The 20,205-nt window shown below is 70.5% G+C and carries 19 protein-coding genes and 1 pseudogene; 13 read left to right on the forward strand and 7 right to left on the reverse strand.

The features are described from left to right. Window positions 1-675, reverse strand: a complete 675-nt coding sequence (locus tag ACS3YM_RS14875; protein WP_439937207.1) for a hypothetical protein — start codon at window positions 673-675, stop codon at window positions 1-3. A gap of 23 nt (window positions 676-698) precedes the next feature. Then, on the reverse strand, window positions 699-1,100 hold the full coding sequence (locus tag ACS3YM_RS14880) for a helix-turn-helix domain-containing protein (RefSeq protein ID WP_439937208.1): 402 nt from the start codon (window positions 1,098-1,100) through the stop codon (window positions 699-701). Between the two features lie 142 nt (window positions 1,101-1,242). Here ACS3YM_RS14880 and ACS3YM_RS14885 point away from each other — a divergent pair, with 142 nt between their 5' ends. After that, a complete protein-coding gene (locus ACS3YM_RS14885; protein WP_439937209.1) occupies window positions 1,243-1,737 on the forward strand; it encodes a VanZ family protein in 495 nt (164 codons plus the stop codon). Here the strand turns inward: ACS3YM_RS14885 and ACS3YM_RS14890 are convergent. Next, the gene (locus ACS3YM_RS14890) at window positions 1,672-2,649 is read right to left on the reverse strand and encodes an asparaginase (RefSeq protein ID WP_439937210.1); all 978 of its coding nucleotides are present in this window, start codon (window positions 2,647-2,649) and stop codon (window positions 1,672-1,674) included. The genes ACS3YM_RS14885 and ACS3YM_RS14890 overlap by 66 nt on opposite strands. A gap of 41 nt (window positions 2,650-2,690) precedes the next feature. Here ACS3YM_RS14890 and cysC point away from each other — a divergent pair, with 41 nt between their 5' ends. From cysC to ACS3YM_RS14915, 5 genes are all read left to right on the forward strand, one after another. Then, on the forward strand, window positions 2,691-3,902 hold the full coding sequence (gene cysC / locus ACS3YM_RS14895) for an adenylyl-sulfate kinase (protein WP_439937211.1): 1,212 nt from the start codon (window positions 2,691-2,693) through the stop codon (window positions 3,900-3,902). Then, window positions 3,899-4,435, forward strand: coding sequence for an arsenate reductase/protein-tyrosine-phosphatase family protein (locus ACS3YM_RS14900; protein ID WP_439937212.1), 537 nt, complete (start codon window positions 3,899-3,901; stop codon window positions 4,433-4,435). The genes cysC and ACS3YM_RS14900 overlap by 4 nt, the downstream gene beginning before the upstream one ends. Then, the gene (locus tag ACS3YM_RS14905) at window positions 4,428-5,432 is read left to right on the forward strand and encodes a sulfite exporter TauE/SafE family protein (protein ID WP_439937213.1); all 1,005 of its coding nucleotides are present in this window, start codon (window positions 4,428-4,430) and stop codon (window positions 5,430-5,432) included. Before ACS3YM_RS14900 ends, ACS3YM_RS14905 begins: the two co-directional genes overlap by 8 nt. Window positions 5,433-5,539: 107 nt before the next feature. Continuing rightward, on the forward strand, window positions 5,540-5,941 hold the full coding sequence (locus ACS3YM_RS14910; protein WP_439937214.1) for a hypothetical protein: 402 nt from the start codon (window positions 5,540-5,542) through the stop codon (window positions 5,939-5,941). Window positions 5,942-6,214: 273 nt separating this feature from the next. Next, window positions 6,215-7,258, forward strand: coding sequence for a hypothetical protein (locus tag ACS3YM_RS14915; protein ID WP_439937215.1), 1,044 nt, complete (start codon window positions 6,215-6,217; stop codon window positions 7,256-7,258). Between the two features lie 22 nt (window positions 7,259-7,280). Here ACS3YM_RS14915 and ACS3YM_RS14920 read toward each other — a convergent pair whose 3' ends face one another. Together ACS3YM_RS14920 and ACS3YM_RS14925 are read right to left on the reverse strand one after the other, a co-directional pair. Then, the gene (locus ACS3YM_RS14920) at window positions 7,281-8,168 is read right to left on the reverse strand and encodes a hypothetical protein (protein WP_439937216.1); all 888 of its coding nucleotides are present in this window, start codon (window positions 8,166-8,168) and stop codon (window positions 7,281-7,283) included. Between the two features lie 261 nt (window positions 8,169-8,429). Continuing rightward, window positions 8,430-9,695, reverse strand: a complete 1,266-nt coding sequence (locus tag ACS3YM_RS14925) for a DUF222 domain-containing protein (protein ID WP_439937217.1) — start codon at window positions 9,693-9,695, stop codon at window positions 8,430-8,432. Between the two features lie 421 nt (window positions 9,696-10,116). Here ACS3YM_RS14925 and ACS3YM_RS14930 point away from each other — a divergent pair, with 421 nt between their 5' ends. Then, window positions 10,117-11,505, forward strand: a complete 1,389-nt coding sequence (locus tag ACS3YM_RS14930) for a polysaccharide biosynthesis tyrosine autokinase (RefSeq protein WP_439937218.1) — start codon at window positions 10,117-10,119, stop codon at window positions 11,503-11,505. A 163-nt stretch (window positions 11,506-11,668) separates the two neighbouring features. Here ACS3YM_RS14930 and ACS3YM_RS14935 read toward each other — a convergent pair whose 3' ends face one another. Further along, entirely contained in the window at window positions 11,669-12,493 is an 825-nt protein-coding gene (locus tag ACS3YM_RS14935; protein ID WP_439937219.1) for a 3-keto-5-aminohexanoate cleavage protein, read from the reverse strand. A 17-nt stretch (window positions 12,494-12,510) separates the two neighbouring features. Here ACS3YM_RS14935 and dtd point away from each other — a divergent pair, with 17 nt between their 5' ends. The 3 genes from dtd to ACS3YM_RS14950 all read left to right on the forward strand — a co-directional run bounded on the left by dtd (window position 12,511) and on the right by ACS3YM_RS14950 (window position 15,384). Further along, complete coding sequence (dtd, locus tag ACS3YM_RS14940) at window positions 12,511-12,939, forward strand: D-aminoacyl-tRNA deacylase (RefSeq protein ID WP_439937220.1); 429 nt, start codon at window positions 12,511-12,513, stop codon at window positions 12,937-12,939. A gap of 190 nt (window positions 12,940-13,129) precedes the next feature. Beyond that, window positions 13,130-13,534, forward strand: a complete 405-nt coding sequence (locus ACS3YM_RS14945) for a hypothetical protein (protein WP_439937221.1) — start codon at window positions 13,130-13,132, stop codon at window positions 13,532-13,534. A gap of 89 nt (window positions 13,535-13,623) precedes the next feature. Then, window positions 13,624-15,384, forward strand: coding sequence for a DUF4012 domain-containing protein (locus ACS3YM_RS14950; RefSeq protein ID WP_439937222.1), 1,761 nt, complete (start codon window positions 13,624-13,626; stop codon window positions 15,382-15,384). A 15-nt stretch (window positions 15,385-15,399) separates the two neighbouring features. Here the strand turns inward: ACS3YM_RS14950 and ACS3YM_RS14955 are convergent, their stop codons facing one another. After that, window positions 15,400-16,566, reverse strand: coding sequence for a glycoside hydrolase family 16 protein (locus ACS3YM_RS14955; RefSeq protein WP_439937223.1), 1,167 nt, complete (start codon window positions 16,564-16,566; stop codon window positions 15,400-15,402). 103 nt (window positions 16,567-16,669) lie between these two features. On the opposite strand from ACS3YM_RS14955, the gene cysD reads away from it, so the two are divergent. The 3 genes and pseudogenes from cysD to ACS3YM_RS14970 all read left to right on the forward strand — a co-directional run bounded on the left by cysD (window position 16,670) and on the right by ACS3YM_RS14970 (window position 19,915). Beyond that, window positions 16,670-17,584: a sulfate adenylyltransferase subunit CysD gene (gene cysD / locus ACS3YM_RS14960; protein ID WP_439937224.1), complete on the forward strand. Its 915-nt coding sequence runs from the start codon at window positions 16,670-16,672 to the stop codon at window positions 17,582-17,584. After that, a pseudogene (gene cysN / locus ACS3YM_RS14965) lies at window positions 17,584-18,873 on the forward strand (sulfate adenylyltransferase subunit CysN); the annotation flags it as partial. The gene cysD and the pseudogene cysN, both read left to right, overlap by 1 nt. Window positions 18,874-19,351: 478 nt before the next feature. Continuing rightward, window positions 19,352-19,915 carry a hypothetical protein gene (locus ACS3YM_RS14970; protein ID WP_439937225.1) on the forward strand — a complete coding sequence of 188 codons (564 nt, stop codon included), beginning with the start codon at window positions 19,352-19,354 and terminating at the stop codon, window positions 19,913-19,915. Window positions 19,916-20,205: the final 290 nt, after the last annotated feature.

Below are 20,205 nucleotides of genomic sequence, written 5' to 3' on the forward strand. Positions count from 1 at the left end.
TCAGTCGCCGACCTTCTCGGCGGCGTCGGCGGCGGCCTTGACCGCGTTGGTCGCGGTGGTCGCGGCAGCGGTGGCGGTGGCCTTCGCGCTGCTCTGGGCGGTGGCCGTCTTCTTGGCGGCGGTGTTGCGCGCGCGGGTCGCGGCGGCCTTCTTGCCGGCAGCCTTCTGCGTGGCCTTCTTGGCGGTCGGCTTCGGCTTGGGGGCAACCTTGGTCGCGGCGCTCTTGTCCGCGGCGGCGACGGTGGCCTCGGCGGCCTCCTTGGCCTGGGTCGCGGTGGTCTTGGCCTTGGCGGCGGTGGTCTTGGCCGACTTCACCGTGGCGGTGGTCGACTCCTGGCGGCGGATGCGGGTCACGAGGGACTCGCCGCGCTTGACCAGGTCGGCGTAGGTCGCGTTGGCGGCGGCGACGTTCTCGTCGACCAGCGTGGAGACCTGGGTGGTGACCTTGACGGGGTACGCCTTGGCCTCGGCCTGCAGCTCGGCGACGCGGGCCTCGATGGCGGCGCGGCGGGCCTTGGCGGTGGCCTTGGCGTCGAACTTCTGCAGGTCGGCGACGCGCTTCTGCACGTCGGCGACGGCGTCGCGGACGACCTCGACGGCCAGGTCGGTGACACCGACGTAGGCGAGGACGGGCTTGAGGGCCTCGGTCTTGATGTCGAACTTGGTGGTGGCCATGTCGTGCTCCTTCTGGTGGGTGATCATGCTTCGGGGTTCGGGGTGTCGCGCTCGTTGAGCGCCAGGAACGACGCGTAGACGTCGAGCAGCGACTGCTTCTGGCGCTCGGTGAGGCCGGGGTCAGAGAGGACGGCGAGCTCGACGCCACCGCCGTGCCCCGGGTCGGGGTGGACGATGCCGGCGCGCACGTAGAGCTGCTCCGCGGAGATCCGCAGCGCCCGGGCCAGCTGCTGGAGCACCTCGGCCGACGGCTTGCGCAGGCCGCGCTCGATCTGGCTCAGGTAGGGATTGCTGACGCCCACCTGGTCGGCGAGCTGTCGCAGCGAGAGCTGGGCGGCCAGGCGCTGCTCCTTGAGGTAGTCGCCCAGGGTGCCCAGGGAGCCGACGACAGCCTTGCTCGTCTTGGTGCTCTTGTCCTTGGCCATGTCTCCATTGTGCTAACTGGAGTTAGCAAACACAAACTCATACGCGGTGAGAGACCTCACAAACACCCGATCCGGACTGAATTCTCGGGTGCTAGCAGGCTGCTGGCAGGTAAAGCCTGCCACTCCCGCCTAGGATCTGACCATGTCCGCCCCGCCCCTGTCGGCCGCCCACCGCAAGGTCGTGGTGGTGCTGCTGGGCGCGTGGGTCACGCTGCTGGTCGTGACGCTGCTCGCGCCGTCGGCGGCGGGCCCGTCGTGGCTGGTCGGCACGCTCGCGGGGGCCGGCGACGCGGTCGGCGTACCCGCCGTGGTCACGGGCCAGACCGAGTTCGCCCTCAACGTCGTGGCGTTCGTCCCGGTCAGCTTCCTGGGCAGCCTGCTGTGGCCGCGACCGACGTGGCGCGACTGGACTGCCTATGGCTTCGTGGCGTCGTTCGGCGTCGAGGCGTTCCAGGCGGTCTTCCTGTCCGCGCGCTCGGCGACCCATGCCGATGTCGTGTCCAACACGCTCGGCGCGCTCGCTGGTGCGGTGCTGGCCGTCGCCTTCGTCCAGGTCAGGGAGCGGACGCTCTCAGAAGGTCGCGCGGATCTCCCCGACCGGTCGTCCCCCACCGAGCAGGACCAGCTGCCCGGTTGACGCGACCGCCTCGGCGTCCACGCCGGGCTCGTCGAGCACACCCGAGCGGCGCAGCGCCTCGGCCATCAGCACCGGGCGCACGCGGGGCGCGCCGTCGTCGGTCTTGAGCGCCCAGGCGCGGCCGTCGGGGAGCGCGATCGCGTAGCAGGACTCGGCGCCCGCCTTGCCGATCAGCCCGGGGATCGCCTTGTGCAGGGCGAGCTCGTCGCGGGTGGTGCCGCTGACGTACGCCGGGTGCTGGCGGATCGCGTCCGCCACCCTCTGCTCCGGGCCGTCGGTGGCGGTGGCCAGGGTCGAGAAGGCCCGGGCCAGCCCGACGAGCGAGGTGGACAGCAGGGGCGCCCCGCAGCCGTCGACCGCGATCGTGGTCACCGGCTCGCCCGTGAGCCGGGCGAACGTGTCGAGGATGGCGAGCTGGAGCGGGTGCGCCGGGTCGAGGTAGGTCGCGGCGTCCCAGCCCTTGAGCACGCAGGTCGCGAGCATCGCGGCGTGCTTGCCGGAGCAGTTCATCAGGATCGGAGACTTGGCGCCGCCGGCGCGGATGACCGCCTCACGGGCGGTGTCGTCGAGCGGCCAGTCCGGCGGGGTCTGCAGCGCCGACTCGTCCAGCCCGGCGGAGGCGAGCGTGCGGCGTACGCCCTCGATGTGGAACGGCTCCCCCGAGTGCGAGGCACAGGCCAGCGCGATGAGCTCCGGCGGCAGGTCCAGGCCGAGCTCGACCATCGCCAGCGCCTGGATGGGCTTGTTGCTCGAGCGCGGCAGCACCGGCACGTCGACCTCGCCGACCGACCAGTCGACCGAGCCGTCGGCGGCGAGCGCCACGACCGAGCCGTAGTGGTGCCCCTCGACGAAGCCCGAGCGGACGATCTCGGCCACGACGGGCAGACCAACGACAGAAGCAGCGGCAGGCATGGCCCGCAGGCTACCCACCGGCGTGGTGAGAGGATGCGCGGGTGATCCAGCACTGCCCCACGCCGACCGAGCTCGACGACTTGGAGCTCCTCGTCTCCGGTGCCTACGCGCCCCTCACCCGCTTCAACGAGCCCGGCAGCGCCGTGACGCTCGCGCTCCCCGACGGGGTGGAGGAGGCGGAGCTGGTCGACCCCGAGGGGCTGCCGCTCGCCCGCGTCTCGGCCGACGGGACGCTGGAGCCGCTGACGCACGCACAGTACGGCCCCTTCCGCCGGCTGCACCTCACCCCCGTCCAGGCGCGCGAGCAGCACGCCGGGGCCACGTGGGTGCCGGTCGTCGACGCGCTCACCGAGGCCGAGCTCGCGGAGCTCCGCGACCTCGGCCGGGTGGTCCTGGTTGCCCTCATGGGCACCGGCACCTCCGCGCTCTCCCCCACCGCGCTGGTCCGCGCCTCGCTCGCCGCGGCCGACCTGCTCGACGACGCCCGCGTGGTCGCCGTACCCCTCCCGTCGCACGGCGACGCCGACGTCGACCACGAGCTGGGTGCCCAGGTGGTGGCGACCTACGCCGGACCCGACCCCGTGCACGCCCTCGCCGACCCCTCACCGCTGGTCGAGGAGGGCGCCCAGCGCCCGTCACGAGACCTGTATCCAGCGGCGATCGCCGCGATCGTCGAGGAGGACCGCCCCGAGCCCGAGGAGCAGGGCCTGGTGCTCTTCTTCACCGGCCTCTCCGGCAGCGGCAAGTCGACGCTCGCCCGCGCCCTCATGGACCTGCTGCTCGAGCAGGGCGGCCGGAGCGTGACGAGCCTCGACGGCGACGTCGTACGCCGCCACCTGTCCGCCGGGCTCACCTTCTCCAAGGCCGACCGCGAGACCAACATCCGCCGCATCGGCTGGGTGGCCGCCGAGATCGCCCGGCACGGCGGCGTGGCCGTCTGCTCCCCGATCGCGCCGTTCGCCGAGACCCGCGAGCAGGTGCAGGAGATGGTCGAGGCCGCCGGCGGCGCGTTCTTCCTGGTCCATGTCGCGACCCCGCTGGAGGAGTGCGAGCGCCGCGACCGCAAGGGGTTGTACGCCAAGGCGCGGGCCGGCGAGATCCCGGAGTTCACCGGCATCTCGTCCCCCTACGAGGTCCCTGAGGAACCGGCCGTCCGGGTGGACACCACCGGTCGCACCATCGAGGACGCGCTCGGCGACGTCCTGGCCGCGCTCGACGAGGCGGGCTACCTGCACCTCAAGGACCGGACGTGAGCGAGCCGCTGCGGGTGCTCTTCGTCTGCACCGCCAACATCAGCCGCTCCCCCTTCCTGGAGCTCACCGCCCGGTCGCTGGCCGGCGAGGGCGCGGACGTCGTCTTCGCCAGCGCCGGGACGCACGGCTTCGACGCCCGGGCGATGGACGAGGCGATGGTGCCGCTGCTGCCGGGCGGCGCTGCCGCGGCCGGGCACGCCAGCCGGCGGCTGACCCGCGAGATCATGGCCGAGGCCGACGTCGTGCTGACCGCGGAGTCGGCCCACCGGACCTTCATCCTCGAGGAGTTCCCCCAGCACTTCCGCAAGGTCTTCACCGTCGGCCAGTTCGCCGCCTCGGTCGCCGAGCACCCCGAGCTCAGGGGGCGGGCGCTGGTCGAGGCGGCCGCGGCACGGCGTACGCCGGCGCGTCCCGAGCACGACATCGCCGACCCCTACCGGCGCGGGGATGTGGCCGCTGCGACGGCAGCCGACACAATGTCGAGAATGTTGAGCGTGATCGTCCCGCGACTGGCGGGTGGCACCGATGGATGACCTCCTGACCCTGACCGCGCTGTCGATCCTCGCGGCCGGCTTCATCGTCGGCATCGTCGTGGGGCTGACCGGCATGGGCGGCGGCGCGCTGATGACGCCGGCGCTGATCTTCCTGGGCGTCGGCGAGGCGGCCACGGTCGTCACCGCCGACCTCACCGCGGCCGCGGTCTACAAGACCGGCGGCGCGATCGTGCACAAGCGCGAGGGCTCGCCCAACATGCAGCTCGCCAAGTGGCTGATGCTCGGGTCGATCCCGATGGCGCTGCTCGGGCCACACCTGGTCTCGTGGGTGGTCGACCCGGAGGACATCGACGAGACCCTCAAGCTGTGCATCGGCTTCGCGCTGCTGCTGGCCGCGGCGACGTACGCCCTGCGCCTCTACCTCAACCTCCTGCGGGTCCGCGGTGGCCAGCACCCCGACGACAACCCGGCGATCCGGCCCGTCCCGACCCTGCTGGTCGGCGCGCTCGGCGGCCTGCTGGTCGGCGTCACGAGCGTCGGCTCGGGCTCGGTCATCATGATCGCCCTGCTGATGCTCTACCCCGGCCTCTCCGCGGTGAAGCTCGTCGGCACCGACCTCGTCCAGGCCGTACCCCTCGTCCTTGCCGCCGCGATCTCCAACATCGCCCTCCACGGCCTCGACTGGGGCATCCTCATCCCGCTCGTCCTCGGCTCCGTGCCCGGCACGCTGATCGGGTCGGCCATCGCCCCGCGCGTGCCGCAGTCCTTCATCCGCCGCGGCATCGTCGTCGTGCTGACCATGAGCGGCGTCGCGCTGCTCGACAAGGCCGGCTGGGCGCCGCTGGGCAAGGAGGAGACCCACCCGATCCTCATCGCCGGCGTCGGCCTCGCCGTGCTGCTGGTGCTGCCGATCGTGTGGGGCTTCCTGCGCAAGGGCCAGGGACTGCCGATGTTCGGCTCGCCCACCATCGCCCAGCTCGAGGACCCCGACTACCGCCCCGGGCTCGTCGGGATGAAGAAGGTCGAGCGCGACTGAGACCCCTGTGCCAGGTGGGGCGGGTGTAACAGGTGGAGGCCCTGCGGCGCTGTAGTGGTGACGAGGCGTGGCGAAAAGGGCCACGCCGTCATCCAGGAGGGTTCTACATGTCTGTCTCCATCCGCATCGCAGGTGTGGCCACCGCCGCGGCGGTTGCTCTCGGCGGAGGGTTCACCGTGTCCGCAGCCAGCGCCGACGAAGCCCCCACGACGGCTCCGTGCGCCGAGCAGCAGACCAAGGTCGACAAGGCCGAGGCCGCGCTCGCGCGGGTCACCGCCGTGTTCGCCCGCCAGCAGGCCCGCGTCGCGAAGGTCAAGGAGGTCGTGGCCGAGGCCGAGGCCGGCCAGGAGAAGGCCGAGGCCCGTCGCGCACTTGCCGACGCCAAGCAGGACCGCGACGAGACCAAGGTGACCAAGCGCGCGCAGCAGCAGCGCCTCGCCAAGGCGCAGGAGCGCCTCACCACGTGCGAGGCCGCGCAGGAGACCACCGAGGCCCCCGCGCCGGCCTGAGCAAGAAAGTTTCGGTGACCCCGTAACAGTTGGGGTTGCTGTGACGTTGAAGGCCTGAGCGGCCGCGTTCCGCTGGGCATCCGATCGCACGCCTGTGCTCCAACCCCCACTCGAGCACGGGTTACCCCACACCGCGAGAGGACCAGCCCGACCCAACGCACTACAGCGGCACGACCCTCCCCCAGGGTCGTGCCGCTGCTCCATTTCCTGCCCGTCGCTGGGCCGGTCCAGACACGCGTTGCACGGGTCTCCCTGACAGAGGAACATCCGTCCATGGGGGCACGACGGGGTGCGGCAGCCGTGATCGCGGGCCTCGCGATCGCGGTGACCGCGTGCAGCGACCCGGCCGAGCCGGACAGCCCCTCACCCTCGAGCTCGCCGTCGTCGAGCTCCTCGGCCAGCTCCCCGAGCGAGACCCCGTCGCCCACCTACCTGTCCGCGGGCGACCTACCGAAGCCGTTGACCCTGAAGGCCGTCCGGGGCCGCACGCTCCCCGCCGAGCCGTTCGCCGACTTCGCGGTGGCCGCCGGCGACGGCGTCTGGGTGTCCGGCGTCGCGCCGGGCGCGGTGAGGTACGACGCCCAGGGCCGCATCACGGCCAAGGTCAAGGTGCGGGGAGCGGTCGTCCAGGCCCTCGCCGACGACGGACCGGACGTGCTGGTGCCGAGCCTCACCCCCAGCCTGCTGCTGCGGCTCGACGCAGCGACCGGAGAAGAGCGTGCGCGTGTGAAGCTGCCCGCCAGCCCCGTCGCCGAGGCAGTCGTGGGCGCGGCGTACGGCCGGGCGTACGTCCTCGTGGAGCCGTCGGAGCCCCGGATCGCGGTGGTCGAGGGCAGCAAGGTGGTCGAGGAGATCCCCGGTCCGGACGGAGCGGTCGCGGTGCGCGCCGGCTACGGCTCCCTGTGGGTGCCCACGTCGAACCACACCGTCGAGCGCCTCGACCTGCGTACGCAGAAGTGGACGAGCATCCCGGTCGGACCGTCGCCACGCTTCCTCGACGTGGGCTTCGGTGCGGTCTGGGTGATGGACCAGGGCGACGGCTCGGTCACCCGCATCGACGCGCGCAGCGGGAAGGCCGAGCAGATCGCGGTGACCGGCCTCCGCATCGGCGGCGGCGACCTCACCGTGGGCGCCGGCGGCGTGTGGCTGCGCACGGACAACTCTGTGGCGCGCATCGACCCGCGCACGCGCGCGGTCACGCACCTCATCGAGCTGCCGCCCGGCAGCGCCAGCGCGGCCGCCGTCGACGGGATGCTGCTGATCACCAACCACGACCACGACGCCGTCCACGTGGTGCCACTGCCGCTGCAGGGGTGACGGGCGCCGACGGCGGTCCGGGTCACGGGTGGTCGAGGGCGGCCCGGGCTTCTCGGGCGTCGCGCTCCCGGGTCAGCGACGGCCAGTCCCGGTCCAGGTGGTCCAGGACCGCTCGGGCCGCGGTGGTGTGGCCCCACTCGGTGAACAGCCGGGCGAACAGGGGCCGCTGCACAGGCGGAAAGATCCGCTCCGGGTCGCCGGTGGCCCACGCGGCAAGAGCATCCCGCCCGGCAGTGCCCTCCAGCCACGGCAGCACCGTCGCCCGCAGCGCCTCGGCAACCGCCGCGGGGTCGGGTGACGTGTGGGTCGACGACGACAGCGTTGCGTCGGCCGGCGGGACCCGTGCCGGGTCGTCCGGCATCGGGTGCCGCTGGGCCTCGGGGACGCAGACCCCGTGGAAGAGCCAGATCTTGTCGCGGAGTGAGGTGCCGTCCGTCAGCTCGCCGAGACCGCGGGACACGAAGAGCACCTGCACCACGCCATCTCCGCAGTCGCGGTGGAAGTAGCGTCCGTCTGTCCGTTTCGTGAAACCGGAGGCAGTGATCAGCGGTGCCACCGCGTCGGCGACCGCCAAGGCCTGCTCGTCGGTGACCTCGCCCGCGAGCGTCGGAACCGGGCGAGGCGTCCGGTTGACCTCGACGACGGCGCGGATCACCGCGGCCGCGACGTCGTCCAGGTGGAGCCGAGTGGCCAGGTACACCACCCCACGGTCCTCGGCGAACACCTCCGCGATGCCGGGTTGGGCGGCCAAGGCCTGTTCGAGGCCGTCCTCTGCGGGATCGCAGTAGGTGTGGATCTCGTCGTCGAAGCTGACCAAGGTGTCGAACCCGTCGAGGGTGGTGTCGGCGGTGACGGAGAACCAGGTGGGCAGCTCGTCGAGCACTGGCTCCAGGTCGTCGAAGCGCGGCACGAGCGGACCACCCGCGGCACACTCTGCGAGCGCGGCGGAGACCGGGTCGGCGCCACTGGGGCGGTGCCGCGGCGGTGTTGCAGTCCGCCTCAGCCAGCCCACTGGGGCGCCTCAGGGTCGTGAGCTGTCGATGGCATACGAGACTCCTGTGCCGGGCGCGTGTGAGCAGGGATGCCACTGTGCCTGTGGCGAGCGACGCCCGCATCGGTATTGCGCGAGGTCGCTCGGCGATCTCGACGCTCCAGACGCGCGGCACTCAACCTACGTCCGCCTTGAGAACCTGACCTTGCCGTGCTTGTCGAGCGTGTGCTCGTAGGCGGGGTCGTGGACGAGGTGGTGGTGTGGGGGGCAGTAGAGCTCGCCGCCGTCGACGCTCGTCCCGCCGCCACGGGACCACTCGACCTTGTGGTGCGCCTGGCAGAGGGCGGGTGGTGCGTCGCAGCCGGCGGCTCGACAGCCGCCGTCGCGGATGCCCATCGCGATGCGTTGGGTCTCTGAGTGGAAGCGGCTCTTGCGACCGGCATCGAGGACTACGGACGGACCGCCGAGCACGAGGGGGATGATCCCGGCCCGGCACGCGAGGCGGCGGGCTTCGCCGGCGCTGATCTTGTCGCCGGTGTCGAGCGAGGCGGCCCTGAGGCCGCCGAGCAGGGTCTCGAGCTCCATGGTGACCACGACGGTGGCCGCTACGCCGCCCGCGGAGGGGACGGTGTCCTCGGGACGGGTCTCAAGGTAGTCGATGAACGCGAGCCCCAACCGGTGCCGCGAGAGCTTCGGCTCCGGAGGAGAGGGCTCAGCGGTGCCGGCCGCGGTGCTGCAGGGTTCGAGTGACCCGAGGGCCGTGGCCATCAGGTGCTTGCGCAGCATCGCGGCGTGCAGGGTCGGGATGGTGAACCGGCCGTGGGAGCGGCCGTGGCCGTCGTCGACCATGGTGAACGACGCCGCAGCGCGGGCGTCGGCCTCCTCCGCCTCGAGACGTCGGGCCTCCTCGCGGTCGGCGGCAGCGGGGTCGATGACCTCCAGCACCCGACGGCCCAGGACTCGCAGCGCCTTGGCGTCGTGCTCGCGAGCCTGGTCGAGCAGGAAGGCCTCAGCTGCCGCCGGCACCCAGGCGGCGACGTCGGCGGGCAGGGCGTCGACCGCATCCACGACGACACGCGCCTGGTCGCTGCGCAGCTCCCCGGCAGCCAGCGCCGTGGCGACCGGCTCGTGCTCCTCCAGCGCGGCGGCCAGCCGGGCCAGCCGGTGCGCCTCCGCACGCGTCGTACGAGTCTGGTGCGACCACCAGTTCGTCGCGCTCGTGGCACCGGACTCGCTGCCGGTGCCGACGGTCTCGGCGTGGCGCAGGACCTCCATGAGCACGGAGTCGAGCTGGCTCCGGGCTTCGGTCAGCAGCACCAGCGCGTCACCCGCCTCGGCTGCAGACATCGACCACAACGGAGCACCCGCGACAGCCGTCAGCTCCTCACGCAACCGCCGCGCCAGGGCGGTGACCCGGTGCTGTTCGGAGTACTGGAGGGCTGACATGCCTCCACCCTCCAGCGGATCACCGACACGTGCACCTCACACCCCGAACGCCTGTGGAGAAGCCCCTGAGAAGCCGCCCTGTGGACGCTCCACGGCCCATCGCATCGGGGCGACAGTGCGGTCTCGCCCGGCACCAGAACCCTCATCCCGTGTCCCAGCAGTGGATCTCTCGTGGGCACAGCGAGCATCCAGAGCGCTGACACTGGGCTCATGACGCGATCTGTGGCGGTGGCCTTCTGGACGGTGGCGGGCGTTCTCTGCCTGCTCGCGGGATGGGTCGCGACGCATCTCCCCACCTGAGGGAGGACCACGATCGGTGGTGTTGGTCACCTGGGGCCGTCCGTGACCTGTCGAGATGACGGACGCCGCGGGGCCGTCGCTTAGGCTCGTCAATGTTTCTTTGACGAGCAGAGGATTTCGCGTGGAGCTGCAGGACTACTGGCGCACCGTCCGACGACGGTGGCGGCTGGTTCTCGGAAGTGTCCTGGTGGTGCTCACTGTCGCCGCACTCTGGACGTGGACCGTCACCCCGCTCTACGCGTCGGACACCCGCATCTTCGTCTCGACCAGCCAGGCCGACGAGAACAGCGCCTACACGGGAAACCTCTTCGCCACCCAGCGTGTCGCTTCCTACGCCGACCTCGTCACCAGCAACCAGCTGGCCGAGCGCGTGGCGGCTGAGCTCGGTGACGCCGAAGCCATTGAGCTGCGCGAGCAGGTCACGGCATCGGCGGTGCCGGAGACCGTGCTCCTCGAGATCACCGCCACCGACGCCGACCCCGAGCGGGCCCGCGACATCGCCCAGGCGTACGCAGAGCAGCTGCAGCTCCTCGTCGAGGAGCTCGAGACTCCCCGCGGGACCGCGTCAGCCGTCGTCAAGGCAACCCTCATCGACGACGCCCAGGTCGCGGAGGCACCCGTGTCGCCCCAGCCGGCGCGCAACCTCGCCCTCGCAGCCGTGCTCGGCCTCCTGCTCGGCATCGGCCTCGCCGTCGCCCGCGAGCTCCTCGACACGACGCTCAAGAGCTCCGAGGACGTCGCCGAGCTCACCTCGGCCCCCGTGCTGGGCACCATCTTCCAGGACGCCAGCGCGAAGCGAGCGCCCCACGAGGTGCTGGCCACGGCGACACCGTGGGCCGAGGCCTTCCGCGTGCTGCGCACCAACATGCAGTACGTCGACGTTGACCACGACCAGAAGGTGCTGGTGCTCACCAGCTCCATCCCGGGCGAGGGCAAGACCACGACGGCCGTCAACCTCGCCGTCACGCTGACCCAGGCCGGGCAGAAGGTGGCGCTCGTCGAGTGCGACCTGCGCCGGCCGCAGATCGCCGAGCGCCTCGGGCTCGACGGCGCCATCGGCACGACGAGCGTCCTCATCGGCAAGGTCAGCGCCGAGGACGTCATGCAGCGTTACGCCGACACGTCCCTCGACGTGATGGTGTGCGGCCACATCCCGCCGAACCCCTCCGAGCTCCTGCAGTCCCAGGCCATGGAGACGCTCCTGCTCGAGCTGCGCTCGCGCTACGACATCGTGATCCTCGACGCCCCTCCGCTGCTCCCGGTGACCGACGCGGCGCTGCTCGCCACGCGAGCCGACGGCGCCGTCGTGGTGGTGAGCCACGGCCGCACCACCCGCGACCAGCTCTCGACCGCCATCCACCGGCTCGAGTCGGTCGACGCGACCACACTGGGAGTCGTCGTCAACCTGACACCCGCCAAGAAGGCGTCCAACGGCTATGGGTACGGCTACGGCTACGCCCCCGTCGAGGAGCCCGAGGCTGCCCTCACCGGCAGGCGTCGCCGCACCTGAGCCGGAACAGGTGTAAGCCCCGGGCGGGGTGGGTACCACTCACGCATGTTGCTCTCGGTTGCGCTCGCGGTCACGGGCTGGATAGTGCTGTCCTTCCCCCTGGCTGTGGTGGTCGGCCGCATGTTCGCGGGCGGACAGGGGCGCCCCGTCCGTCTCGCAGTCGTCAGCCCAGTCCGAGCAGCTCACGGCACTGCGCGGGCGACATCGGCTCACGCTGCGCGATCCGCCCGAGCTCGACCGCGCGAGACACCAGCTGACTGTTGGACTCGACCGGTACGCCACGGCTGATCGTCAGCACGTCCTCCATGCCGACGCGGAGGTGCCCGCCCATCGAGAGCGAGGCCATCGCCACCGCCAGGGTCGAGCGGCCGATGCCGGTGGCCGACCACGAGGTCACCTCGGGCGGCAGGGCGGCGACGCCGGCGACGAGCGCGGGGGCGGTGCCGGGCATCCCGCCGGGGACGCCCATCACGAAGTCGACGTGCGCGCGGCCGCCGGCCGGGACGCCGTACTCCCGGAAGAGCCGACCGAGCGCGTGCACCTGGCCGAGGTCGAAGAGCTCGAACTCCGGAGCCACTCCCCGCTCGAGCGCCAGCTGGTAGAGGTCCTTCACGAAGGGCCACGGGTTGAGGAAGACGTCGTCGCCGAAGTTGGTGGTGCCCATCGTCAGCGAGCAGGAGTCCGGTGACGCGTCGAGCACCTTGAGCCGCTCGTCGAGCGGGTCGTGCACCGAGCCGCCCGTGGACAGCTGCACGACGAGCGACGACGACGAGCGCACGGCGGCGACCCACTCCCGCAGGAGCCCCTGGTCGAGCGTGGGCTGGTGCGAGGTGTCGCGCACGTGGAGGTGGATCATCGCGGCGCCGGCCGCCTCGCACTCGGCCGCCGTGCGCGCGATCTCCTCCGGGGTGGTGGGGAGCTGCGGGCAGTCGGCCTTGGCGGTCTCGGCCCCGGTGGGGGCGACCGTGATCAGCAGAGCGTCAGACATGGCGGCATCCTTGCACCATGCGCGCAGTGATCCAGCGGGTCCTCTCCGCCACCGTCCGGGTCGACGGCGAGGTGGTCGGCCACATCGACGGGCCGGGCCTCCTGGTCTACCTCGGCGTCACCCACGACGACGGCCCGACCGAGGTCGCGTGGACGGCCCGCAAGATCTGGGACCTGCGCCTGCTGCGCGACGAGCAGAGCGCGAGCGACGTCGGCGCACCGGTGCTGGTGGTCAGCCAGTTCACCTTGTACGGCGACGCGCGCAAGGGCCGCCGTCCCACCTGGCAGGCCGCCGCGCCGGGCCCGGTGAGCGAGCCGGTGTACGACGCGGTGTGCGCCGAGCTCGTACGCCTCGGCGCGCAGGTGGCGAAGGGCCGCTTCGGCGCCGACATGCGGGTCGAGAGCGTCAACGATGGTCCGATCACCCTCGTGCTCGACAGCCCCTGACTCCCCACCTCCCACCCCCTCAAAGGTGGCCAACATCTCAATGCGTGCGGAAAGTGCGTCGGGACGGGGCAAGTCGACTACCGTTCTCGTCAAACGACCCCTTACAGGGGCGCAGTCCTCGTAGCCTCGGGGCCTGAACGGACGTGGGACGTGGGGTTCCGCGCCAACTCACACGGGAGACCCTGTTTTCATGAAGAAGCTCGCTTCTCTGTTCGCCACGTCCGCGCTCGCCCTGGGTGTCGCGCTGGTGGCGCCGGCGGCCAACGCCGCCGACCCCTACCCGCAGTCCGTCGAGACCACGTGCACGGTCACCACGAACACCCCGGTCCAGAAGGGCAACACGGTCCGCGTCCGCGTCAACTGGTTCTCGGCGGGCAACGCCACGCCGCGCGGCGACATCCAGGTCAACGTGATCCGCCGCAAGGACGACAAGCTCGTGCGCAGCGTCGAGCGCTACTTCTCCGGCGATGCCCTGACCTTCAAGTTCCGCGACCTCCGTCCCAGCGGCTACAAGGTGCGCATCGTGGCCACCGCTCCGGCGACGTCGGTGTTCAAGAGCTACCGGACGAGCACGTTCTTCCGCGTCACGCGCTGATCCGCGTTCGAACCTCTTCAACCTCTGCGATGGCGCTCACCCGCGATGCGGGTGGGCGCCGTCTGCGTGTCTGACGGTCGGTGATCCTGATGTCCTCCCCTGACGCACCTCGTCGCCGCTGGCGCCGGCCGATGGCCGCGCTGGCCGTGGCTGTCGTCGCTGCAGCCGGCTGGGCCGCCGTCCAGGCCTGGCTCGTCGCCGACGACCTGCAGTCCGCTCGCGACGTCGCGAGTGACGTGGCCGACGACCTCCAGGCCGGCAAGATCCAGGGCCTGGAGCCGCAGGTCGACCGCCTGCGCGAGCACGCGAGCGACGCCGCGGACCGTACGGACTCGGTGACGTGGCACGTGCTGTCGGCGCTGCCGTTCGTCGGTGACGACGTCGACGCGGTCGCCCGGGTCGCCCGTGCTGTCGACCTCGTGGCTGACGAGGCGGTGGTCCCACTGGTCGACACCGGGCTCGACCCTGCGACGTTCGCGCCGCGCGGAGGCCGCATCCCGCTGGCGCCGATCGAGGACGCCGCAGGCCCCATTTCGCAGGCAGCGGCGGGGCTGACGGAGGCCCGCGACGAGCTCGCCCAGGTCGAGGCCGACGGCCTCCTCGGCCCGGTGCGCGAGCCGTACGACGACGCCCTCGCCCAGGTGACCCGCGCCGAGCAGGCGCTGGACGTCGCCTCCCGCGGTGCCGATCTGCTGCCGACGATGCTGGGGGCCAACGAGCGGCGCACCTATCTCATGATCTTCCAGAACTCCGCGGAGGCAAGGTCGTTGGGCGGCATGCCCGGCATCGTCACCACCCTCACCGCCGACCGCGGGCGGCTGTCGATGGGCAGGACCTTCGCGTCCGGCGGCTTCGGGACGCTCGAGCGGCCGATCCTGCCGCTGACCGCCGAGGAGCGCAGGATCTGGTTCGACCAGCCGGGCACCGACATGCGCAACGCCGTGTTGATCCCCGACTTCCCCCGTGCCAGCGAGCTGATGGCGGCGCGGTTCGCCGAGGAGACCGGCCGACGGGTCGACGGCGTCCTGTCGGTCGACCCCGCAGCGATGTCGTACGTCGTGGGCGCGTCGGGCGGGTTCACCGTCAGGGACGTCGAGATGACGCAGGACACCTTCGTCGACGAGCTGCTCCACCAGACCTACCTGCGCTTCCCGGAGGACGGGGCTGCACAGGACGCCTTCTTCGCCGAGGTGGCAGCGACTGCCTTCGAGGACGCCCTGGGTGGCGGCGCGGACGCGAAGGAGCTCATCGAGGCCCTGGCACACGGGGTGGACGAAGGCCGGGTGCTTCTGCACTCGTTCGACGAGGACGAGCAGGCCGAGCTCGCGGGCACGCGGATCGCGGGCGAGCTGCCGGTAGACGCACAGGAGCCATTGCAGGTCGGGGTCTACGCCAACGACTCCACGGGCTCCAAGATGAGCTACTTCCTGCGCCACGACACCGACCTCGAGGTCACCTCCTGCGAGGGCGGCACCGCGGACGTCGCCGGGCGCCTGGCGGTGCACTCCGACACCCCCGACGGAGCAGCGTCCCTGCCCGTCTCGGTCACCGGCCCCGGCACGTCCGGCGTGCCGCGAGGCGTGCAGCTCGACACCTTCACCCTCGTGGGCCCGGTCGGCGGGAAGATCACCGACATCGAGATCGACGGCAAGCCCACTGAGGAAGACCTCGCCACCTACCGCGGCCGTCCCGTGGCCAAGGTGCCGCTGTGGCTGGACCCGCAGGCCCAGGTCGAGGTCACGTGGCGGATGACCGGTCCCACAGGGGGCGCCGACGCGCTCGAGCTGCGGACCACCCCCGGCGTCAAGACCGGTGGCGACGTCGTCCGCACGACGCTCTCGTGCGGATGACCCGCTGAGGCGGGGCTACTGCGGGCCGGTCTCCCAGACCCGCGCCCAGTCGACCTCCATGGTCTCGGGCAGCTTGCCGTTGAAGCGCGGCAGCTCGTAGTCCGACGACAGCAGCGACAGGATGAGGAACTCCGGCTGACCTGAGGTCACGCCCTCGAGGCGCTGGGTGACGCGGCCGTCGATGCGGAAGACGTATTCCTCAGGGGTCCACTCGACCGAGAAGACGTGGTACTGCTCGGACCAGTCGTCGCCCAGCTCCTCGACGTCCGGGAGCCAGCCGCCGACGGTCTGCTTCTTCCCCTGCTTGTCGAGGAAGTAGGTGAAGCTGGTCAGGCCACCCTCGGGGTGCTCGTCGCCGAAGTACTCCATGATGTCGATCTCCGCGCCGCCCTCCTTCGGACCCAGCGGCTTCTGGCCGGCCACGCTCTGCATCCAGAACGCCGCGTGCTGGCCGCGCGCCGACTGCGTCTTGATGCGGGCGGCCGCGAAGCCGTAGGTGAAGTCGTAGCGGCCCTGCGTGCCCACATGTCCGTTGAGCCGCTGGGGGAAGCGCTTGCGGCGGCCGGGCAGCTGGCACTCGCCGCCCTTCGGGTCCTCGAGCACGGTCAGCTTCAGCACGCCGTCGCCGACCTCGGAGCCGCTCGCGTCGGCGCGGGAGCAGGTGCGGACGCCGGTGAAGCCCTGGTCGCGCGTGTGCCACGCGCCGTCGGGCTCGTCGACGGAGTCCTCGTCGAAGTCGTCGGTGAAGCTCGCTTCCGGCGCGTCCGAGGTCGACGCCTCCGCACCGATCGCGTCGTCGCCCTTGCCGGCGATGACGAGCAGGTCGCCCGAGACGTCGCTGGTCAGGGCCACCGTGCCGTCCTTGCCGGTCTCCCCCTCGGAGACGGACTCCCAGCCACCACCGTCGGTCTTGGCGTAGAGGGTGACGGCCGTGCCCTTCTCGACATCACCGATGGTGGCGTCGACCACCCAGTCGGCGTCGTCGGCGGCCTCGGTGTCCTCGCCGGTCGCGGCCAGCTGGGGCAGGACCTGCACGTCGACCGCGTCGCTCTTCTCGTACGACGGGGGGCTGGCGTCGCCGGCCGAGGAGCAGGCGGCCGTGACGCAGGCCACGGCGAGGAGCCCGGGCAGCACTCGCTGACGCGCGCGTGAGCGGGGAACGAGTCGAAGGGTGCGGCTCATTCGGCCGAGTCTGTCCGACACCACGCGGTCGTGCGAATTCGCCGCGCGGACCGCCGTGGCTACGATGAGGGCTGCTGTCCCCGAGAGAGGTCCTTGCTACGCCATGACCAACACCCACGTCGACTACCAGCTGAGTCAGCTGGACCAGCTCGAGGCCGAGTCGATCCACATCTTCCGTGAGGTCGCTGCCGAGTTCGAGAAGCCGGTCCTGATGTTCTCGGGCGGCAAGGACTCCATCGTCATGCTCCGCCTGGCGGAGAAGGCGTTCTTCCCGGCCAAGCTGCCGTTCCCGCTGTTGCAGGTCGACACCGGCCTGGACTTCGACGAGGTGCTCACGACGCGCGACTCGTGGGTCGAGCGGCTCGGCGCCCGGATGATCGTCGCCACCATCGACGAGGCGATCGCCGCCGGTCACGTGGTCGACGACGGCAAGACCAGCCGCAACCGCATGCAGATCGGCACGCTGCTCGGTGCCATCGAGGAGAACGGCTTCACCGCCGCCTTCGGTGGCGGTCGCCGCGACGAGGAGAAGGCCCGCGCCAAGGAGCGCGTCTACTCCCACCGCGACGACTTCGGTCAGTGGGACCCCAAGATGCAGCGCCCCGAGCTGTGGAGCCTCTACAACGGGCGCATCCACGCCGGCGAGCACATGCGGATCTTCCCGCTGTCGAACTGGACCGAGCTCGACATCTGGAGCTACATCCACCGCGAGCAGATCGAGATCCCCTCGATCTACTTCGCCCACGAGCGCGAGGTCATCGAGCGCGACGGCATGCTGCTCTCGGTCGGCCCGGAGATCCAGCCCAAGGCTGGCGAGAAGGTCGAGTCCCGGATGGTCCGCTTCCGCACCGTGGGTGACCGCACCCAGACCGGCTGCGTGGAGTCCGAAGCCAAGGACACCGCAGCCATCATCGAAGAGATCGCCGTGGCCCGCGTCACCGAGCGTGGCGCCACCCGTGGTGACGACCGCTTCTCCGAGGCAGCCATGGAAGACCGCAAGAAGGAGGGCTACTTCTGATGGCCGACGTCAAGACCACCGCCGGCGAGGAAGCTGCCGCTGTCACCGAGAACGCCGACCTGCTGCGGTTCGCGACCGCCGGGTCGGTCGACGACGGCAAGTCCACCCTCATCGGGCGGCTGCTGCTGGACTCGAAGTCGATCTTCGAGGACCAGCTCGAGGCGGTGGAGTCCACCTCGCAGTCCAAGGGCTACGACTACACCGACCTCGCGCTGCTGACCGACGGGTTGCGTTCGGAGCGTGAGCAGGGCATCACCATCGACGTGGCCTACCGCTACTTCGCGACGCCCAACCGCAAGTTCATCATCGCCGACACCCCCGGGCACATCCAGTACACCCGCAACATGGTCACCGGCGCCTCGACCGCCGACCTGGGTCTCGTGCTGGTCGACGCCCGCCAGGGCCTGACCGAGCAGTCGCGTCGCCACGCGGTGCTGCTGTCCCTGCTGCGGGTGCCCCACCTGGTGCTGGCCATCAACAAGATGGACCTCGTCGACTGGTCGGAGGAGGTCTACGAGAAGATCCACCGCGAGTTCACGACCTTCGCGACCAAGCTCAACATCCCCGACCTCGAGGTCATCCCGATCTCGGCGCTGCAGGGCGACAACGTCGTCAACCGCTCCGAGAACACCCCGTGGTACTCCGGCCCGACGCTCATGCACCACCTCGAGCACGTCCACGTCGCCTCCGACCGCGACCTCGTGGACACCCGCTTCCCGGTGCAGTACGTCATCCGCCCCAAGTCGGACCAGTACCACGACTTCCGCGGCTACGCCGGCCAGGTCGCCGGCGGCGTGCTGAAGAAGGGCGACGAGGTCGTCGTCCTCCCCTCCGGCATGACCTCGACCATCTCCAGGGTCGAGCTCTTCGACCAGGAGATCTCCGAGGCCTTCCCGCCGATGTCGGTCACCGTGCACCTCGAGGACGACGTCGACGTCTCCCGCGGCGACATGATCGCCCGGCCCAAGAACGCGCCCAAGCCGTCGCAGGACATCGACGCGATGATCTGCTGGATGACCAACGAGCCGCTGCGTCCGCGCCAGAAGCTCGCCATCAAGCACACCACCCGCACGGGCCGCGCGATGGTCAAGGACATCCAGTACCGCCTCGACGTCAACACCCTGCACCGGGACCAGGACACCAAGGAGCTCGGCCTCAACGAGATCGGCCGCGTCCAGCTGCGCACCACCGTGCCGCTGCTGTGCGACCCCTACTCCAAGAACCGCACCACCGGCTCGTTCATCCTCATCGACGAGGCGACCGGGGTCACGGTTGGCGCAGGCATGATCAACAGCGGCAGCTGAGCCAATGTTCGACCGAGTCTTCGCCTACTACCCGCGCGGCTCACACACGGGTGGCCCTGAGGCCGTGCACCAGCTTGTTGACTCGCTTCGGCGCCAGTCTGTTGAAGCCTACGTCGTTCCCTACCCCGACACCGCCCATCTCCCTCGAGTCGCAGCGTACGACATATATGACTGCCCGGAAGAGGCGTTTCCGATAGACGCTTCGGGCACAGCCGTTGTTCTTCCCGAGGTCTCTTTCGCCCCGGGGGTCGGGCTCGCCAAGGCAACACCCGTCTGCTGGTGGTTGAGCGTCGACAACGCTGCGGTCGTCAGATACGAGCCCGGTTTTCAGTATCAAAGGCCGAATCTGTTCACTCGGGAACGCGCCAGACACCTTCGTAGGCGCCACCGCCAGCGCCGGATCTTGCAGGCAGTCCTGCCTCGGGCACTTCACGCAACGCAGTCCCACTACGCTTGGGCGTACTTGAACATCAAATACGGGATTATCAGCTCCATGCTGTCTGACTACACGCGCGCTCCCGAAGACACCGACGGCATGCACGGCCCCGCCGACACCCGATCTATTGCGTACAACCCCAAGAAGGGCTCAGCGCTCCTAGAGCAGATACGCAGCGCTGCCAATGAGGACATCGACTGGCGTCCAATCCAGGGCATGTCTGCGTCACAAGTCTTTGAGTTGCTTCACGGAACCTCCTTATACCTAGATACTGGCAACCATCCCGGGAAAGATCGCCTGCCGCGCGAGGCCGCCCTCGCAGGGGCGGTGACGCTTGCGGTCCGAAGGGGCTCTGCTGCATTCGACCAGGACGTACCTATTCCGACATCGCATAAGTTCAACCCCGGTCCAGATGCAGTACAACACGCAGTCACAATGATTGAAGACGTCTTCGCGGACCTTGAGGGCGCCCGCCGCGCGCAAGCAAGCTATCGAAACACGATCCTGCGAGAGAAGGCGCACTTCGACGCGGAGGTTAGCGCGCTATTCATCGAGCGCGCCCAGCCGGCCGATAGATACCGCATTGCGTAGTCGTATTGCTGCAGACGAGCGGGGCTCTGACACATTTCGCCCCCACAAAGTCTTCTTTGGATTTGCAGCGCTACCGGCTCTGTCCATTCTGACACCGCTTCTCCTATTACCTATCCTCGCTCGGCATTCGGGCGAGGCGGAGTGGGCGGCTCTCGCCATTGGTCAAGGCGTCGGGTCGGTCGCCGCTAGCGTGATCGCGTGTGGATATTCGCTTCTCGGACCCAGTTTCATCGGTCGCACGGCGCCACCTCTACGGCCGTCCGTGTACCGACGTTCTTTAGCAGTTCGGA

Origin of the sequence: Nocardioides sp. N13(2025), assembly GCF_051912545.1 — a bacterium.
Classification (GTDB): domain Bacteria; phylum Actinomycetota; class Actinomycetes; order Propionibacteriales; family Nocardioidaceae; genus Nocardioides.

Excerpts from the sequence above, each read along its gene's own strand:
- ACS3YM_RS14875 (WP_439937207.1), bottom strand. The coding sequence starts at position 675 with ATGGCCACCACCAAGTTCGACATCAAGACCGAGGCCCTCAAGCCCGTC.
- ACS3YM_RS14880 (WP_439937208.1), bottom strand. The coding sequence starts at position 1,100 with ATGGCCAAGGACAAGAGCACCAAGACGAGCAAGGCTGTCGTCGGCTCC.
- ACS3YM_RS14885 (WP_439937209.1), top strand. The coding sequence starts at position 1,243 with ATGTCCGCCCCGCCCCTGTCGGCCGCCCACCGCAAGGTCGTGGTGGTG.
- ACS3YM_RS14890 (WP_439937210.1), bottom strand. The coding sequence starts at position 2,649 with ATGCCTGCCGCTGCTTCTGTCGTTGGTCTGCCCGTCGTGGCCGAGATC.
- ACS3YM_RS14905 (WP_439937213.1), top strand. The coding sequence starts at position 4,428 with ATGGATGACCTCCTGACCCTGACCGCGCTGTCGATCCTCGCGGCCGGC.
- ACS3YM_RS14910 (WP_439937214.1), top strand. The coding sequence starts at position 5,540 with ATGTCTGTCTCCATCCGCATCGCAGGTGTGGCCACCGCCGCGGCGGTT.
- ACS3YM_RS14915 (WP_439937215.1), top strand. The coding sequence starts at position 6,215 with ATGGGGGCACGACGGGGTGCGGCAGCCGTGATCGCGGGCCTCGCGATC.
- ACS3YM_RS14925 (WP_439937217.1), bottom strand. The coding sequence starts at position 9,695 with ATGTCAGCCCTCCAGTACTCCGAACAGCACCGGGTCACCGCCCTGGCG.
- ACS3YM_RS14935 (WP_439937219.1), bottom strand. The coding sequence starts at position 12,493 with ATGTCTGACGCTCTGCTGATCACGGTCGCCCCCACCGGGGCCGAGACC.
- dtd (WP_439937220.1), top strand. The coding sequence starts at position 12,511 with ATGCGCGCAGTGATCCAGCGGGTCCTCTCCGCCACCGTCCGGGTCGAC.
- ACS3YM_RS14945 (WP_439937221.1), top strand. The coding sequence starts at position 13,130 with ATGAAGAAGCTCGCTTCTCTGTTCGCCACGTCCGCGCTCGCCCTGGGT.
- ACS3YM_RS14950 (WP_439937222.1), top strand. The coding sequence starts at position 13,624 with ATGTCCTCCCCTGACGCACCTCGTCGCCGCTGGCGCCGGCCGATGGCC.
- ACS3YM_RS14955 (WP_439937223.1), bottom strand. The coding sequence starts at position 16,566 with ATGAGCCGCACCCTTCGACTCGTTCCCCGCTCACGCGCGCGTCAGCGA.
- cysD (WP_439937224.1), top strand. The coding sequence starts at position 16,670 with ATGACCAACACCCACGTCGACTACCAGCTGAGTCAGCTGGACCAGCTC.